The 16,073-nt window shown below is 48.8% G+C and carries 17 protein-coding genes; 12 read left to right on the plus strand and 5 right to left on the minus strand.

Annotated elements, in window-relative coordinates; genetic code table 11:
• Positions 1-7 precede the first annotated feature (7 nt).
• The 4 genes from EIZ37_RS00575 to EIZ37_RS00590 all read left to right on the plus strand — a co-directional run bounded on the left by EIZ37_RS00575 (position 8) and on the right by EIZ37_RS00590 (position 4,636).
• Positions 8-841 (plus strand): sugar phosphate isomerase/epimerase family protein, encoded by an 834-nt coding sequence (locus EIZ37_RS00575; protein ID WP_134682609.1) that lies wholly within the window; start codon positions 8-10, stop codon positions 839-841.
• Between the two features lie 25 nt (positions 842-866).
• Complete coding sequence (locus EIZ37_RS00580; RefSeq protein WP_134682610.1) at positions 867-1,826, plus strand: Gfo/Idh/MocA family protein; 960 nt, start codon at positions 867-869, stop codon at positions 1,824-1,826.
• Positions 1,827-2,174: 348 nt separating this feature from the next.
• The gene (locus EIZ37_RS00585) at positions 2,175-3,416 is read left to right on the plus strand and encodes a HesA/MoeB/ThiF family protein (protein WP_235827865.1); all 1,242 of its coding nucleotides are present in this window, start codon (positions 2,175-2,177) and stop codon (positions 3,414-3,416) included.
• Positions 3,413-4,636 carry a hypothetical protein gene (locus tag EIZ37_RS00590; RefSeq protein WP_134682612.1) on the plus strand — a complete coding sequence of 408 codons (1,224 nt, stop codon included), beginning with the start codon at positions 3,413-3,415 and terminating at the stop codon, positions 4,634-4,636. The genes EIZ37_RS00585 and EIZ37_RS00590 overlap by 4 nt, the downstream gene beginning before the upstream one ends.
• 5 nt (positions 4,637-4,641) lie before the next feature.
• Here EIZ37_RS00590 and EIZ37_RS00595 read toward each other — a convergent pair whose 3' ends face one another.
• Positions 4,642-5,019, minus strand: coding sequence for a hypothetical protein (locus tag EIZ37_RS00595; RefSeq protein ID WP_134682613.1), 378 nt, complete (start codon positions 5,017-5,019; stop codon positions 4,642-4,644).
• Between the two features lie 855 nt (positions 5,020-5,874).
• On the opposite strand from EIZ37_RS00595, the gene EIZ37_RS00600 reads away from it, so the two are divergent.
• Positions 5,875-6,819 (plus strand): hypothetical protein, encoded by a 945-nt coding sequence (locus EIZ37_RS00600; RefSeq protein WP_134682614.1) that lies wholly within the window; start codon positions 5,875-5,877, stop codon positions 6,817-6,819.
• A gap of 22 nt (positions 6,820-6,841) precedes the next feature.
• Here EIZ37_RS00600 and EIZ37_RS00605 read toward each other — a convergent pair whose 3' ends face one another.
• The gene (locus tag EIZ37_RS00605; protein ID WP_134682615.1) at positions 6,842-7,462 is read right to left on the minus strand and encodes a hypothetical protein; all 621 of its coding nucleotides are present in this window, start codon (positions 7,460-7,462) and stop codon (positions 6,842-6,844) included.
• A gap of 74 nt (positions 7,463-7,536) precedes the next feature.
• Positions 7,537-7,821 (minus strand): dTMP kinase, encoded by a 285-nt coding sequence (locus tag EIZ37_RS26670; protein ID WP_134682616.1) that lies wholly within the window; start codon positions 7,819-7,821, stop codon positions 7,537-7,539.
• On the opposite strand from EIZ37_RS26670, the gene EIZ37_RS25810 reads away from it, so the two are divergent.
• From EIZ37_RS25810 to EIZ37_RS00630, 5 genes are all read left to right on the plus strand, one after another.
• Positions 7,762-7,938, plus strand: a complete 177-nt coding sequence (locus EIZ37_RS25810) for a hypothetical protein (RefSeq protein ID WP_167568536.1) — start codon at positions 7,762-7,764, stop codon at positions 7,936-7,938. The genes EIZ37_RS26670 and EIZ37_RS25810 overlap by 60 nt on opposite strands.
• 867 nt (positions 7,939-8,805) lie before the next feature.
• Positions 8,806-9,165, plus strand: coding sequence for a hypothetical protein (locus EIZ37_RS00615; RefSeq protein ID WP_134682617.1), 360 nt, complete (start codon positions 8,806-8,808; stop codon positions 9,163-9,165).
• Between the two features lie 132 nt (positions 9,166-9,297).
• Positions 9,298-10,773 (plus strand): NAD(P)/FAD-dependent oxidoreductase, encoded by a 1,476-nt coding sequence (locus EIZ37_RS00620; RefSeq protein WP_134682618.1) that lies wholly within the window; start codon positions 9,298-9,300, stop codon positions 10,771-10,773.
• Positions 10,774-10,836: 63 nt separating this feature from the next.
• Positions 10,837-11,433 carry a TetR/AcrR family transcriptional regulator gene (locus EIZ37_RS00625; protein ID WP_134682619.1) on the plus strand — a complete coding sequence of 199 codons (597 nt, stop codon included), beginning with the start codon at positions 10,837-10,839 and terminating at the stop codon, positions 11,431-11,433.
• A gap of 85 nt (positions 11,434-11,518) precedes the next feature.
• On the plus strand, positions 11,519-12,745 hold the full coding sequence (locus EIZ37_RS00630; RefSeq protein WP_235827840.1) for an MFS transporter: 1,227 nt from the start codon (positions 11,519-11,521) through the stop codon (positions 12,743-12,745).
• A 64-nt stretch (positions 12,746-12,809) separates the two neighbouring features.
• Here EIZ37_RS00630 and EIZ37_RS00635 read toward each other — a convergent pair whose 3' ends face one another.
• The gene (locus EIZ37_RS00635) at positions 12,810-13,718 is read right to left on the minus strand and encodes a pyridoxamine 5'-phosphate oxidase family protein (RefSeq protein WP_134682621.1); all 909 of its coding nucleotides are present in this window, start codon (positions 13,716-13,718) and stop codon (positions 12,810-12,812) included.
• 146 nt (positions 13,719-13,864) lie between these two features.
• On the minus strand, positions 13,865-14,827 hold the full coding sequence (locus EIZ37_RS00640) for a GntR family transcriptional regulator (RefSeq protein WP_134682622.1): 963 nt from the start codon (positions 14,825-14,827) through the stop codon (positions 13,865-13,867).
• Positions 14,828-15,029: 202 nt separating this feature from the next.
• Between EIZ37_RS00640 and EIZ37_RS00645 the strand changes: the two genes are divergently transcribed.
• Complete coding sequence (locus EIZ37_RS00645; protein ID WP_235827841.1) at positions 15,030-15,392, plus strand: DsrE family protein; 363 nt, start codon at positions 15,030-15,032, stop codon at positions 15,390-15,392.
• Between the two features lie 15 nt (positions 15,393-15,407).
• Entirely contained in the window at positions 15,408-15,920 is a 513-nt protein-coding gene (locus tag EIZ37_RS00650) for an HPP family protein (protein WP_134682623.1), read from the plus strand.
• The last annotated feature ends 153 nt before the right edge of the window (positions 15,921-16,073 follow it).

The raw sequence follows: 16,073 nt of genomic DNA on the forward strand, positions 1-16,073 counted from the left end.
GATTGGCATGTTAAAGGGAATCAATCAATGGTGCTTTCCGGATGCGACGCCGCTGGAAACGCTTTTTGCCCATAGCCAAAAAGCGGGCTTCGACGCCGTAGAGCTGAATCTGTATCAACCAGGTGCGGTCGGCTTGACGCTGGAAACCAGCTTGCATGAGGCGGAGGACATCGCCAAGCTGGCGGAATCGTTCAATCTGCAGCTGCGCAGCCTGTCCACCGGATTGCTGTGGCAAGCGCCGCTTTCTTCTCCGGATGAGTCGGTTAGAGAGAAGGGACGAGCGATCGTCGAAAAGCAGATCGAGCTGGCCAATGCCATCGGTGCGGATACTGTGCTGGTGGTGCCGGGCGTTGTAGATGCTCAGACGTCCTATGAGCAGTGCTATGAACATTCGCAAAGGGAGCTGCGCAAGCTGATTCCCGTAGCGGAAAAACACGGCATCCAGATCGGCATTGAAAACGTGTGGAACAAGTTTTTGCTGTCGCCGCTGGAAATGGCGAGATATATCGATGAGCTGGATTCCCCGTATGTGGGGGCGTATTTTGATGTGGGCAACGTGCTCCAGTTCGGATATCCGGAGCAATGGATCCGCATTCTGGGCAAGCGGATTCGCAAGGTGCACGTCAAAGATTTTCGGACGAATGTGGGCAACATCACGGGCTTTGTGCCCTTGCTGGCGGGTGACGTGAATTGGCGGGAGGTCCGTACGGCATTGGCGGAAATCGGATACCAAGACACCGTCACAGCCGAAATCAGCCCGTACGCGGCATCGCCCGTACAATTGGCCTATGACACCGCTGCTCATCTTGCAGTCATTCTTGATCAGGAAACGGCGGAGTAACGCTGCTAAAAAGGAGAGAACGCCCATGAAGGTACGGGTTGGTTTTGTCGGAGCAGGTGGCATCGCCAAGGTCCACATGAAGCTTTTGGCGGAAAATGAGAACGTGCGATTAACGGCAGTCACGGATGTGGCGAGCTCTGCGGCAGATCATGCTGCCAGCCTATATGGGATGAAGCCGTATGCGGATTACCGTGAAATGCTGGAGCAAGAATCCATCGATGCGTTGTTCATCTGCGTCCCCCCATTTGCCCATGGCCAGCTTGAGCTGGACGCCTTGGAGCGAGGGATCCATCTGTTTGTCGAGAAGCCTGTCGGATTGGACATGGATACGGTTAATCGCATCGCCGAAAAGATCAGTGAATCGCAGGTTATCACAAGCACGGGATACTGCTTGCGGTATCAAGAGGGGATTGCACAAGCGAAGGAATATTTGCAAGACAAAACGATCGCGATGGTGCGTGGACATTATCTCACCAGATTTGTGGAGACGCCCTGGTGGAGAGAGCAAGAAAAATCCGGGGGCCAATTGGTGGAACAGGCGACCCATACGCTGGATCTCATCCGATATCTCGCAGGCGACATTCGCAACGTGTATGCCCATATGGCGCTGCGCGTGTTCCACGATGTACCGGGACTCGATATTCCGGACGTAGGCTCGATCAATCTGCTGATGGAATCCGGCGCGGTTGGTCATCTTGATACCAGCTTTACACAACTGGATCACCGCACAGGCATTGAAATACTTGGGCGCGACTTTCGGGTAGAGATTTCCGGCGGGACGGTGGCGATCGTGGAGAAAGAGCGGACGATCATCTACAAGAGCACCACAGACATGTACAAGGCGCAGGATGATGCTTTTATTCAGGCCGTGCTGACGGGGAATCGCGGTCTGGTCCTTGCTCCTTATGAGGAGGCGGCCAAGACATTGCAAGTCACATTGGCAGCGAATGAATCCGCCCTTTCAGACCGGGTGGTGCACGTATAATTGGCTGGCAGGCATCGGGGAATCCGATGCCTTCTTTTTTTGCTTTTTGCTCAGCAGACGTCTTACGCAATAGTAATTTTTGGGAAATTTATGATGAAATCCAGCTCGCATTCCCGGGAATGTTCCTGAGGGTAACTAAGGATGATTTCCCAAAAAATAGGGTGTGGATTCCATTGTGACGGGAATGGTGGGTTTGATAAAGTTTGAAGCGTGAAGAGGAGGTGATACATATGAAAATCGAAATCCGTGAAGTAGAAAACCTTACCCCAACAGCTATCCACCTGGATCCAGATCCAGAGGCAGCTTACCAGGCGTAAGATTCTACAACTGCCAGGAGGCCGCACTGTGATGGTGCGGCCTTTCTCCGTCGATATGCTCCGCCAAAGACTTGGCGTAGCCAAGTTTTTTCTAAATGGTGACGAAAAGGAGGGTGTAATTACAGTGAGACCAAAACTAAAACCGTATTTTAAGCATGTAACGTCTTCCGAGAACGGGATCATCCGTGTCAAAATGGAGCGAACCAGCTTGGAAATCAACGATCCCGAAGGAAAAGTGATGGCATTCATCGATTACCTGGATGGTGAACGTACGCTTGAGGAGATCGCCCAGAAATGCCAGATGTCCACAGAGGACGCTTGGAATGGCGTGCAAATGCTCAACCAATACAACATGCTGGAAGCGTTGGATCAGGAGCCCATGGGGTTGACCGAACGCGAACAGCTTCGCTATAAAAACAATCTCACGTACTTTTCCCATTATGAGACGCTTGAGGAAAGCAAGTACGTGTTCCAGCAGAGATTGAAGAACTCCAAGGTGGCAGTCCTGGGGCTAGGCTCCGGAAGCGTGATTGCGGCTTGGCTCGCCTCCATGGGAGTCGGAAAAATCATAGGCGTTGATTTTGACCGCGTGGAACTGAATAATCTGAATCGGCAATTCTTTTACACGGAAGATGACGTCGGGGAGTTGAAAACGCAGGCGACAAAACGCCGCTTGGAAAAGCTGAACAGCGACATCCAGGTAGAGGTGCATGAGAAAGAAATCGACAGTGCGGCTTTCTTGATCGATATTTTGGATGGTGTTGATTTCGTGGTGAACGCGATCGATTCTCCGCCGGTCCAGGGTACGCGCTTTGTGAATGCGGCCTGCCTCCATCATCGCATCCCGGCCATCCATATCGCGATCGGGAATACCATCGGCTTCTTTTACCGGGTGACGCCCTTCGTCAATGGTTGTACAGATTGCCGGTTGCTCGAGACGATTCGCAATGACGCTTCTGCATTGGATCGGATGCGCCGAAGGGTCGATGGCACATTGCCAAAAGTGGACTTTGGCAATCCGGGATTCGCTCCCAATGTGGCCACTTTGACTGCGCTGGTAGCCTCCGAGGTATGCAAGCAACTGACAGGTTACCACAAAGGCCAGCAGCAAGCGTTTACGATATGGGATGTGCACAGTTTCCAGCTGCACGGAAAGGATTTCCCCCGTCTGCCTGAGTGTCCGTCCTGCGGTTCAGCGCGCGCTCAGCAATCCGTCGAACCTTGCAGCCTGGCGGAAATCGTCGATATCGTAGAAGGAATGCATGCGCGATGAGGGAAGAGGCAGCGATCGCTTTACACGAAGCGTCAAAGGTGGATCTTAGTCACCTGTCGATACAGCCAGAGGGAGACGAGTACACGATCGGTGACCCGACGATCCAAAGGTTCATTCGCGTTCCGGAAGCGGCGACATTCGTACTTGCACTCGCGAATGGGAGCCGGACGTTGACAGAAATCAAAGAGCAGATTCATCGGGAAAAGGGTTTGGATCTTGATGTACTGGACTTTGTCCAAACGCTGCACAGGCTTCGACTTGTCTACAGCATCGATGGCAAGGTGATGGGAGAACCTCGACAAAATCGGGAACAAGCGAAAATGAGGCGAGTCGGAGGGTGGCTGTTTAATCGATATACGGCTTGGCTGTATGCATTCAATGCCTGCCTTGCCTGTTACATGATGTTCGCAAATCCAGAAATGTTCCCCCACTACCGGGACATGTTTGTTTTCCAGCAAATTGGGCTTAATTCTCTCTATGTTTGTGTAATCGCTTGCCTCTTTGTCGCCTTGCATGAGTTTGCGCATTTTCTCGCAGCGAGCAGTGCAGGAGTAAGATCCACGTTTCGCCTGAATATGCGATTTATCTTTTTGGTTGCCGAAACGGATATGACGGGTTTATGGGGGCAACCGCGGAGCAAACGGTATCTTCCCTATTTGGCAGGTATGGCATGGGATTCCACTTGGATCGTGGGCATGTTGTTCATCCAAAGCAACGTCCCGGTCGATTCACTCCTGCATGCTACCGCGAAGCTGGTCACACTGCTGCTCGTATTAGGCACCTTGTCGCAATTCATGTTTTTTCTTCGTACAGATATGTACTTCGTCATCGGGAATCTGACCCATTCTGCCGATTTGGCACAAAGCGGGAGGCTGTTTCTCAAAAAAATCTGGAAAAGGAAAGAGGAAACATTGGCTGCGCAATGGAATCGGCTGCCGGAAACGGAGAAAAAGGCTGGACGCGTGTTTGGTTTTTTCTACGCCATTGGAATTGTATGTGTGACTTATTTATTCCTCTTTTTCACGATTCCCGGACTTTTCACCTCTCTTTCATGGGCGATTCGGGAAGTGTCGCAGTATCGGATCGACCAGATGCTGTTTTGGGATGGCGCGATTATCTTGGGACTTTTCGTCGTACGTATGCTGCTGAAACTGATTGGTGCGAGAAATGCTTTCAAAGATTGGCTGCAAAAAAGAGCGCAGCAGCAAGGGCAAGGATAGGGCTGTCACCGGTGAATCTGCAAGATTCCCACCGGATGGCAGCCGTTTTTTTTTTTTTTTTGTTCCCCAGATCCTGTGAATTTGAATATGCGCCTAATTATCGAGCTAATCTTTTCTTGAATCTCGCTATTAGCTTCACGAAATTTTTGATGATCAATTCCATGATTAATATATCTTTTCAAGTGAAGTAACAACTGTCCCATATCTCTTGCTATCTCAAGCAAATCCGCTTCAGTTTGTTGTATCTTGTCTATTTGGATATTTGTCTTAATTAGCAACTTTTCAGATATCATGCCAAGTTTAAAAGTAATAAATCCACCAATTATTACCCCAAAAACACAAATTACCCCTGAGACAATCCCACCAACAACTTCTTTTACCATCTGAACTCATCCCTTTGTTTAATTTTTACGAAAAAGAGTTGCCCTTGTTTCAAAATTCCACATTTATCAGAGAAAATTATGGAATACAAGAAAATCCCAACTGGTTTCCGAGGCGGTAATTACGGGGGATATAAATGGAAAACAAGCAAACAGTGCCTATCGAGCAGGGGGCGAGGTGCGCAGCATGCAGCCGTTTGGACCTCACTCTCGTTATTTCGGGTCCGGATCAACTCCCCTGTTCGCCGGGAGCCTTTACTTGTGCAGAATCCGTTTCAACCTTACACACGGCATGCGAACGCAAACAACTTTGTTGTCGTGGACATTTGCCCAAACCACCTGTGGCATTTATGGCTCTTCGGTAAAGACAACGGTCCCTCCGTCGCATGTTTCTTGGAATAGTTTTTCATGGCATCAACTCAAATAGAAAAGCCACCCAGCTGTTGGCCGGATGGCTTGTTTCTCTTTTGATTAATTCGCTTGACTCAAGTATAACCGAAATCGTGAAAATCCGTGTAAAACGTACGGTTGTGTAAAGTTCTGTAAAGAAGTGTCAATCTACCGTGCAAACCCGGATCGTACTATTGAAAAAGTTAACCATGCAACCATTAAAGCAATAGCGAAAACCTTTCCACTCGAAACTTCATCGTTATTCTTAATTTGCTTTAGCAATGAAACAACTTGATAAACAAGGATGAAAGCAATAATTGGACTTCCATATACCATTAAGAATATCATCAGCATCCCTCCCGATTGATTCGCAATTCAATATTACCCAAAAAATACAAAAAAAACAATTTACAACCATTTACCATTTTTATACAATAAGAACCATTAATAGGAAAGGTAGTGGTTATATTGAAGAAAATACTTTCTTTGTTATTGCTCAGTAGCTTAATTCTCGTTTCGGCAAATACATCGGTGGTTAGCGCAAAAAAATCAGTAAAGGTTCAGGAATTTGAAGATTCTTTGGATTTAAGTAAAGAGGAAAAAGAGCGGTTAATGAATTTGGGATTTACTGAAGAACAGATTAAGTACATGACTGAAGATGAATATGAACATTTGAAGGGGCAAAAAGGTAAGGTAATTGAAACCGAAACCATCTATTTACAACTTGAACCTGGTAAGAAGCCGAAAAAAGTCTCGGAAGATGAAGCATTAAAGGGGGTTAAAGAATACAAAGAAAAGAAAGAAAAAGAAAAGAAAGAAAAAGAGAAGAAAGGCAAGAAATCCAAAGGAGAAGTCTCTGCAAAAGTAATAACCAGCGATACAGAGGAAACTAGTTGGATGAAGGTCAAGCTATACGTAACACAACGTGAAGATGAAGTTGGTGAGAGAACAGGTTCATACAAATTTAAATATGACTGGGAATGGTTAGTCGAACCTAATTTTGAATTAACAGATGCAATTGCAATAACGCATCCGGAATTCATAGATAACATAGTTGGTTCTGAATATAACAGTTACCGAGCCGTTTATAGTGCTGCCGGCACCCGTAAATCTGTTACATTTACTTCAAGAAGTGCTGATAAAAAAAATAGTAACGGTATGGCTTTTAAGGTTGATTTGATCACTAGTTACAATTCCTTTGATGTTTATGAGCATGAAGGATACATGTATTATGATGGAGAGTTGAACAATTGGAACTATAGTTCTGCAACAGCTTATGGTCACTACACCCATGTTGAAGGTGACATTTTGGGGATGACCTTAAACTTAGTTAATGGCAATCTCAGTGTTAGTGGTGTATTGAAAACAACCGAAATGACTGATGTAGGTGTGAACTTTAAAACTCATGATTAAAAGCAGCCGATTGGCTGCTTTTTTATGCAACTTGTTCCCCGTACATCGCCCAAGCCATCTTAACAATCACGTTACGCTTAATCTCATAATAACGCTGGCGTGACCCCCCAATCTCCTTGGCGATCATGTTGTTTTTCTCGCCATCCAACAGAGCTTCCAGCACCAATCGTTCTTGTTCATCTGTAATTGTCTCTGCAGCTGCATGGATTCGCTCGATTGTCTCCTGGAGGTTCTGAAGCCTCTTCCACTTCCGTTCGCGCCGGGCCACTTCGGCATGCGTTTTATCTCCAGTGACACCCTTTGCCTTCGGCTGGACAGCTTCGATTCCGTACTGTGCGACCATGCCTTCCCCGGCGTCGCGCATATATCGTTCAATGCGAATGATTTCAATCTGCATGTAGTTGTAGTCCCGAATCTCTTCCTCTGTCCGTTGCAGGATCTCCAGCGCTGGCTCCAGATCTGTGAAAGCCAGCTGGTTCCCGTGTTCTTTCAACCCTTGATTATCGACCAGGTACTTATCCCAAGACGGGCAGCTCTCGACGTGGCCGACGTGCATCTGGTGAAAGCTGCAGGTTGCGGATTTGCCGAAGTTGGTCGCAGGGCAATTCTCACAAACCTTTTCAATTAAATGTTCACGATCCAATCTGCCCCCCCTCAAAGGAAATGATATAATGATTTTGTGATGTGATATTACCGATCCCCTTGAGGGGGCTTTTTTTATATCGTCTCTTTCACGATGCTCCAAATGTCTTCGTGAACCATATTAGGATCATTCAGGCCGTTCACAAAGTTACTGCTGTAAAGAATCTTGTAGCAATCCCGGACTTTTCGAAGGAATTTCAGATCGGATTCATATTTGTCGTTGGCTCCAAACTTACCCTTCCGATCGACGCTAACCTCTGCCGGAATATCGATCAATATCTCCAAATGAGGCTGCAACGTGTGTTGGAACAAATTACCGAGCCATCTGAGATCAATGCCTTTCGCGTGCGCATAAGCCATATGGCTTCCGGTATATCGATCGAGGATCAGGAACTGGATGCCCTCGGTCTCGAGTTTTTTGAACCAGCGGGCTGTGCCTGCTTGTCCGCTGCCATAATCAATTCAATCGTGTGCTGATCCGCTTCCCATTCACCCCTCAACCATCTCTGGACCAGCTCACCGGTTGAAGTGTCGTACCGGTGAAACTCTGACGTGACAACCTTATAACTTCATTTCTCAAGCGTTCAGCGAGAAGTGCTGTTTGTGTATGCTTTCCAGCTTTATCGAGCCATTCCAAGACAATTATCTTCAAGCGCTATCCCCCACCTTCGAATTCTGCATAGTGAACATGTCATGTACTCGTCATCCCGGCCCCCACCGCACCGTATGCAAAGACCGTTTTCTCTCCAGATCTTGATTCTCGGCACTGTGTTCAACATCACCATCTTTTCCTTCGCTGCACATGGTTGGCACCGCGTTTTCCCGTTTGCTACATTTATCCCGCATTTAGTGCAAAGTCCTTGTTCTTTTCGCTTGGCGTTGATACCGTTTTGAATCCGCCTACGCTGTTGTCGGCACGGTTCGCAGTATATATGTGTCCGATTCCTACGACCCCTATCTGCTTTCTTGCCGCACTGCGGGGAACCATTCATCAAGGATCACCCCATTTTTCTCTTTATCCATTGAGTTAAATCCATATTTTTGAAAACTGATTACCTTTCTGTTCGTATGATAAGGCAATACGAATATGGAAGGTGAACAACATGTCAGGACTTCTTATCGCTGCATTAGGAATTGGGATCTTTTTGCTATTCGGTTATTTCATGACCAAGTGGGAAAGAGTCGTTTTTCCAGGTAATCAAGAAAAGACTGGTCAAAAACCTAAAGATTCTAATTGACGGTTTATCATAAGTATTGTTTTGATAGGCATTGACTTAACATAAGACGCGAACTGCCGAAGCTAGGTAGTACATGGTATAATTTGTCTGCCGGAGGTGAAAAGACATGGAACCAAAACTTGTTCCTTTAAGAATTCCGACAGGCTGGAGTGTAGCACTAAACAAGTTTAGAGAAGTCAACCCAGAGCAATTCAAGCATGAGGATTACGAATTTTGTTGGGAATTTGATGAAGATATTTTGCACCTTAAAAACGAATATCGAAATCGCATCTTGGATCTTGGGTGGTACCCTTCCTTTAATCCTAAAGGCATATACCGTTTATTACTCATAGAGTTGCACGACGACCATGACGAACAAACTGAATCTTGGGAAAAGCCATTAATAATATTTGAATCAAGAGATATTGAGGAAACCCAACGAACAATCGAACATATTTTAATTCAGGTAACCGAGGGGCTTTTATGAGCCCCATTTAACAATACGTGTGTTTTTTCAATTGTAGAATATCATGCAAATGGATCATTGACGGATGAGAGGAAACCGCATATCTTATTATTGACTGAATTAGTCAATCAAAAATATGGGAGGTCGATTGGGATGAAAAATGAACAGAAAATGGGAAATGCGCTGGTGATCGGCGGGGGAATGGCTGGCTTATTGGCGGCAAGAGTGCTGTCCGATTTTTTTGCAGAGGTGCTGATCGTGGAGAAGGATGACTTTCCCGAACAGCCTGCAAACCGTCCCGGCACGCCGCAAGCCTTTCATCCCCATCGGTTCACCTCGCGAGGCAAGTCCATCACTGAGCGACTCTTTCCCGATTACGAAGCTGATTTATTGGCATTGGGCGCCCCCTCTTCCCTGAATAAAACGGCCTATAACATGAATCAATATGGCAGCATGGAAGGGCTCTATCCGCGAAATGACATCAAATTCAGCAGGGCGGTGCTGGAATGGGTGATACGCAAACGTGTACAACGGATGGCGAACGTACGCTTTTTTTCGAAGCATGATGTGATTGGGCTAACCAGGAATGCCGATCAGACTGCGGTCACAGGGGTTCAGGTGCGGGAAGTCGAGGGAAGCGGGTTACAGATCCTTACAGCCGAACTCGTTGTTGATACGAGCGGACGCAATTCCAAGTTGAGCAAATGGCTGACGGACATGGGCTATGAGGTGCCGAAGCCAGACCTGCTCAAAGTAGACCTTGGATACAGCACTCGCCGTTACAAGCTGCCAGACCATCTTTCCCATTTGACAGATCAGTGGGATGTCATCAATATTGCAGGTCAGCCCGCAAATGGGACGTATACCGGGGTATTTTCCTTTATCGAAAACCAGGTCGCAGAGGTATTGCTCTACCGGCCAGGCGGAGTCTACCCTCCTACCAATCCTGACGATTTTGAACAGGAGATTGCCATGCTGCCGACTCCGATGATTGCGGATATTGTGCGGGAGCTGGAACCGATCACCTCTGTACGTGGCTTTCGCGTACCGGAACTGTACCGCCATCACTTTGAACAAATGAAGCGTTGGCCGTCGGGGCTGCTCGTCATGGGCGATGCATTTTGCATCTATGATCCGATCTTTGGGCAAGGAATGACGGTGGCTGCGATCGAAGCGGAGGTGCTGGAGGCCAGCTTGCAAGAGCAGAGCGAAGCGCCGCGGCCTCATTTTGAGCAGCGGGTACTAGAGCGCATGCAGCAGGTGATTGAACCTGCCTGGTGGCTGAATTGCGCGAATGATCTGCAGTGGGATGGGGTGACCTATGAAGCGGATGAACCGCTGCAAGGCATCGAGTTTGGCCAAAAGTACATGGCCTTGTTTCTCAAGCTGGCCACCAGTCAGCGCAATTGGGAACTGTATGGCCTTTACTGGGGTGTCAATACATTGTCGGTGTCACCTGAGAAAATGTTGAACCCGCAAAGGGCAGCGGCTGTGCTGACAGCAACGGAAGAAGGGAGGCAACTGCTTACTGTTCTCTCCGAGCGATGCGAGCTGCCAGTCGAAGAAGCCTTGCAAGCAGCATTGCCTGTGTTTACGGCTGCAACATCTCCTACCGAGAAACGCGGATAGCTGTCTCGCATAGCGCTCGAAGAAACGATCATGGTACACTCGAAGCAAAGGAGTGAGGATGCTGTGGCGCCATTAAATGATGAACAATTGAGTCAGATTCGCGATGAACGCAAAGAACAAATATTGCTGGCGGCGCTTCACGTCTTTTCCCGGCGCGGCATCAGCGGCACGAAAATGAGCATGATCGCTGCGGAAGCGGGCATTAGTCACGGATTGCTCTACCATTACTTCAAGTCAAAAGACGAATTGTTTACAGAGCTCGTCGACATGGCGATGGTCGGAGCGAAGTCGGCCATGACCCAGATTTATGACCTGCCTGGTTCACCACTTGAGAAAATCAGAGCATTGACCCGGGAAATTCTCGATGAAAGCGGAACACCTTTCTTTTTGCTGATCCATCAGGCGCGCACGGCGGATGGGGTGCCTGAAAAAGCCGTACAGCTGATTGAGCAGTACTCCATGGATTCATTCGTCGCTGCCTTGCTTCCCTTGTTTCAAGAGGGACAGCAAGCAGGAGAGATCGTGTCTGGAAATCTTGAGGAGCTAATCGCCTCGTATTTATCCATTCTTTCCGGACTGATGGTCCTGAATGCGCGGGAGGATGAAAATTACCGGCTTCCGGAGATTGATCTGCTGCTGCGGATGATTACGGTGCGATGATGGCATAAAACATGTTTCTTTGCCTACATTTGGGGGCAGGTTAATACGTGTTGGACTCATTGTTCCGTAAAGGAGAATGATCAAAGTGACGCGTAAAGCAACTGCCCCTAAGGCACCTTTGGATAAACAGACGTGGCTCTTGTTGGCCGTGAACGCTCTTTTTATCACGGCCAATGCGCTGTCCGGGACCTTCCTTGGCGTGTATATATGGAAAACGAGCAAAAATTTTGCCGTGCTGGGCTGGTTTACGCTCCTGTCGCACGTTTGCATGGCACTGACTTTCTGGATTGCCGGCTGGTGGCTGAAGCATGGGCATAAAATGATCTGCTTGCGGCTAGGCATTGGCTTGTCAGCCACTTTTTATATACTCGTGCTCCTCTTCGGGAAACAGGCCGTCCATTACATATGGCTGCTTGGCATCGTGCAAGGCATGGCAGTGGGCTTTTTCTGGCTGGCTTTTAACGTGATTTATTTCGAGGTGACCAATGCCAATAACCGGGACCGCTTCAACGGTTTGGCCGGGGTAATCGGCGCTACCGCGGGTATCATCGCACCGTGGTGCTCCGGCTTTGTCATCTCCCGTATGGCAGCAGAACGCGGGTATCGGATCATTTTCATGATTTCCTTGGCGATCTTCGTGACAGGCGTCATCGTCAGCTTCTTTTTACGGAACCGAAAGACCGAGGGGAAGTACGAGTGGCTCCTGCCCTTCCGCATCCTGCACAAGGAGCACACCCCGTGGCGTCCGGTGTTTGGCGCCCTGGCAGCCCAAGGTTTTCGGGAGAGCGTCTTTGGCGTGTTGATTGGCTTGCTCGTCTATATTCAGACCGGAAGCGAAATGCAGCTCGGCAATTATACGCTCATCACCTCGTTTGTCGCCTTCCTCAGCTTTTATGCGGTGGGGAAATGGCTAAAGCCGACATTCCGGGAGCGCGGGATGCTGATCGGGACGCTGGTGATGACTGCGGTGATCATCCCGTTCTTTTTTGGCATGAGCTTTACGACCATGCTGATCTTCGGCATCGGTACCTCCTTGTTTATCCCGCTCTTTTCGATCCCGATGACATCAGCTGTCTTTGACTTGATTGGCAGGAATGAAGAGAGTGCCAGGCAGCGGGTAGAGTATGTGGTTATGCGCGAGCTGGCTCTCAATGTCGGCAGGATTGCCGGGATGGCGATTTTCATTACCACGATTCAGATCAGCAAGGACCCGGTGGTAATCAATATCATGATGCTGATCGTTGGGTGCGCGCCGATTCTCAGCTGGTTTTTCATGCGGGAGAGACTGCGGGTGAGGAAGGCGATTGGCTGAGCCACAAGCCTGTGTTTTATTCAAGCACAGGCTTTTTTGCCGTTGAGAAGACGATATCCGATCTTCATTCCGGATTGAAAGGCGAATAGCTGATGAGCTGCCACTCCGCGGGGCGGTCATTTTTAATTTGGATCACTTCTTCCACTTCAAAGGACACGAGGCGTTCTGCTCCCGGGAATTTGGCCTTTTCGACGGGGTCCCAAATGATTTGCGCTCGCCCTGTTATTTGCAGGGTGTCGGTCGTTTGAAAATCGATAAACAATAGGCCGGATCGCGGGTTGGCATGGATATTCCCCAACGTATTAAACATGGAATTGCCGAAATAATCGGGGAAAACCAAATGAGTCGGGGAATCGACCCGAATGAAGCCGGGGGATCCGCCACGGTGAGAAGCATCTACCTTATCTTCGGCGCTGGCACTTGCGATAAAAAAGGTGTCGGCACACCGAACCCATTCCATCTGGTTCATGGTTAACGCACGTCCTCGTTCCACCAAAGCGGAAGTGCTGCCTCCCAGCTCTTGGGAAAGCGGAACTCTTGCCTGAATATACTTCGGACAGTTGGCGTAGACCTGCTCGGGTGAAATGCGTAGACCTTCGTCCGTCAGCTGTGCCGTCCCGTTCACTCTCATCCGTCGTCGGTTTTTCAGCTCGATGGCCAGCATGCCCACTTCTCGGTGATGCCGCACATTGCGATAGAGAGGGTCGGGGGAATTGTGGCCCGGAGACTGCTGAATCAGTACGGTATGCTCATCAGGCACCTGGATAAAGCCGAGTGGACCGGTTACGAGTGAGCACCATACGCTGCGCTGCTCATCCAGCGAACCGACAATGGCCATCGACTGGTTTTGCAGAAAGCTGGCAGCCACTGCCGGGATCGAGTCACGGATGATTTTCCCGTTCACTTCGGCGGCTCTGGCTTCACCGGCCAACTGCTGTACGGCTAATTCTCCAGAATGGTAGACAGAACTCATGGGGTGTCCTCCTTGTAGAATAGTGGTTTCATAAAAACATAGTCAACTAGGTATTTCCTTTCTCCGCTCATTATAGTTAAAATCATGAAGGAGTCAATGGGCAAAAAAAAAGAACCGGTCATCAAAAGGACCAGTTCACGGTTGGGTCAGTTTTGTATGAGATCTTTAAGAAGAGTCTCGCTGCTTTTTTCCAAAATAAGCGGATAAAGGGTTACTTTTTCCGGTGCCATTGCTTTTACTTCCTCAAAGACTGCCGAAGAGGCATATACATGGTCCGCCTTTTTGATGGCTGCTTCCAAAGCCTTAGGCTGATCGACTCCGACGTGCAAGCTCTCAATCTGCTCAATGCCTGCCTCTTTGACGCGTTGGGCCATCCACTGTCCCCCCTGGTTTCCCAGACAGACGAAGGCGACTTTGCTTCCAGCTTCCAGCCTGGCGATTTGGAGCAGCAGCGCCATGTCGGCGGATGCTCCGATAGTCAGCACTGGGATCTGCTTTGCGGTAAGCAGAGATTTCACTTCAGCTGCATGATTCAAAGTGGTGACGACAGCGTCCGCTTGACTGAGGGCCTCGTTCCGCTTTTGCGGCTGCTGCTCCCAGTCCTCCAAAAAGAACGAGGTGACGTGCGCCTTTGTAATGCGTTCCACTTCCCCTCGATAAAAAGGATGATCGTGGCCGCGGCATTCAATAAAGAGAATGCGGGGCTTCCCGACATTTCCCTGATTGAACAATTGCACGAAAGCACAGCTCGCGGTGACCAGCTCGTACAGGTCAAAGCCCTGCTCGCGGGCTTCTTCCACGGTGCGCTCCAGCAGTTCGAACATTGGCTTTCTTTTTTTCGTTAATTCATCATAGACCGGACCGGCCACAACTTCGGTCCCGCGGCCCCGCTGAATGGAGACAAGCCCTTCATCGCGGAGCTGTGTATAGACAAGGTTCACCGTGTTGCGGTTTACCTTCAGATGGTCAGCGAGTTGGCTGGCTGGAGGAAGCAGCTCACCAGGCTGGATGACACCAATGCCGATTAGCCACTTCAATTGCTCCTTGATTTGTGTATTGATGCAAAACGTAAAATTCGGATCTGTGCGAAGAACGATACCTTTATCCATAGTAACTCGCCTCTTCTAATAGTGATCTAGGTTTCTCAACCATTATACACCGAAAGCTTCGGTTTTACATGGGATTGGCTTCAAATCATTCAAGTGCTGGGAAAAAGGGGATTGACAGTGAGGATGAGAAGTGAGATATTGAACTCACAAATACCTAGATTACTATGTATTTATTAATTTGAAACACTGGAGGGATTTTATTATGTCGAACAAATATCTCATCATTATCCAAGCTGGACAGCAAGATGTAGGAAAAGCGGTGCATGGTTTGCTGTACGGTCAAGAATTGCACGAAGCGGGTTTTACCGTAGAGATTGTGTTTGACGGTGCGGGAACCATGTGGGTGAAAGAATTGGAGAAACCGGATCATCCGTTCCATGCTGTTTTCAAGGACGTCATGAAGACAGGAATTGTCAAAGGGGGATGCCAAGCTTGCGCAGGCTTCTTCGATGTAGCGGAAGAGACACAGGAAGCGGGAGTGTCCTTGATCGGAGAAGCGCAATCCGGTGGTCACCTGCCGTTTGGTCAATATGTAAAAGACGGTTACTTCCCGATCATTTTGTAAGTGCAGGGCATCGAGATGGTTCGCGTTTATCTGGAGAAGATGCGGGGGACTGGCAAAAACCCTTTGAAAGTCGTGCCGCAAACAGCTTTCCTCGGCTTGCTCGGAGGGTTCATCGCCATCGGGATATTGGCCTATTTGACGGAAAAGACCTCCTCGGTTTGGCTGATGGCTCCATTCGGAGCTAGCTGCGTGCTGGCCTTTGGATTATGGGATGCACCTTTGTCTCAGCCGAGAAATATTATCGGGGGGCATCTGGTGTCAACCGCAGTTGGGTTGATCCTGTTTCACATATGGGGGAATGCCGGCTGGGTGATTGCCCTGGGTGTCGGCCTGGCGATTGGTCTGATGCATCTGACTCGCACCACGCATCCTCCTGCTGGTGCCGACCCGATCGTGGTGATTCTGGCCGGAAGCTCTTGGGCGTTTCTGTTGACGCCGGTGCTTATCGGTTCTGCCGTAATTGTGCTGACGGCATTGCTTATCAATAACCTCGACAAGGGGCGGCGGTATCCGACCTTTTGGATCTAAGGCAAATGTGGAAAACGACAAGGTTATCAATGGATGGTCGCTCCTTCGATCATACACGGGTAGCCTTTTTTGCGCTTTCCATGTTCAGACGAGAATTTCACAAAAACACGGTAATAAGTGTGATCTTCATGGTGAAAAAATGGTATTGTACAT

The organism is Brevibacillus migulae, assembly GCF_004521915.1.
Classification (GTDB): Bacteria; Bacillota; Bacilli; order Brevibacillales; family Brevibacillaceae; genus Brevibacillus_F; species Brevibacillus_F migulae.

Excerpts from the sequence above, each read along its gene's own strand:
- EIZ37_RS00575 (WP_134682609.1), top strand. The coding sequence starts at position 8 with ATGTTAAAGGGAATCAATCAATGGTGCTTTCCGGATGCGACGCCGCTG.
- EIZ37_RS00580 (WP_134682610.1), top strand. The coding sequence starts at position 867 with ATGAAGGTACGGGTTGGTTTTGTCGGAGCAGGTGGCATCGCCAAGGTC.
- EIZ37_RS00585 (WP_235827865.1), top strand. The coding sequence starts at position 2,175 with ATGGTGCGGCCTTTCTCCGTCGATATGCTCCGCCAAAGACTTGGCGTA.
- EIZ37_RS00590 (WP_134682612.1), top strand. The coding sequence starts at position 3,413 with ATGAGGGAAGAGGCAGCGATCGCTTTACACGAAGCGTCAAAGGTGGAT.
- EIZ37_RS00595 (WP_134682613.1), bottom strand. The coding sequence starts at position 5,019 with ATGGTAAAAGAAGTTGTTGGTGGGATTGTCTCAGGGGTAATTTGTGTT.
- EIZ37_RS26670 (WP_134682616.1), bottom strand. The coding sequence starts at position 7,821 with ATGGCTTATGCGCACGCGAAAGGCATTGATCTCAGATGGCTCGGTAAT.
- EIZ37_RS00615 (WP_134682617.1), top strand. The coding sequence starts at position 8,806 with ATGGAACCAAAACTTGTTCCTTTAAGAATTCCGACAGGCTGGAGTGTA.
- EIZ37_RS00620 (WP_134682618.1), top strand. The coding sequence starts at position 9,298 with ATGAAAAATGAACAGAAAATGGGAAATGCGCTGGTGATCGGCGGGGGA.
- EIZ37_RS00635 (WP_134682621.1), bottom strand. The coding sequence starts at position 13,718 with ATGAGTTCTGTCTACCATTCTGGAGAATTAGCCGTACAGCAGTTGGCC.
- EIZ37_RS00640 (WP_134682622.1), bottom strand. The coding sequence starts at position 14,827 with ATGGATAAAGGTATCGTTCTTCGCACAGATCCGAATTTTACGTTTTGC.
- EIZ37_RS00645 (WP_235827841.1), top strand. The coding sequence starts at position 15,030 with ATGTCGAACAAATATCTCATCATTATCCAAGCTGGACAGCAAGATGTA.
- EIZ37_RS00650 (WP_134682623.1), top strand. The coding sequence starts at position 15,408 with ATGGTTCGCGTTTATCTGGAGAAGATGCGGGGGACTGGCAAAAACCCT.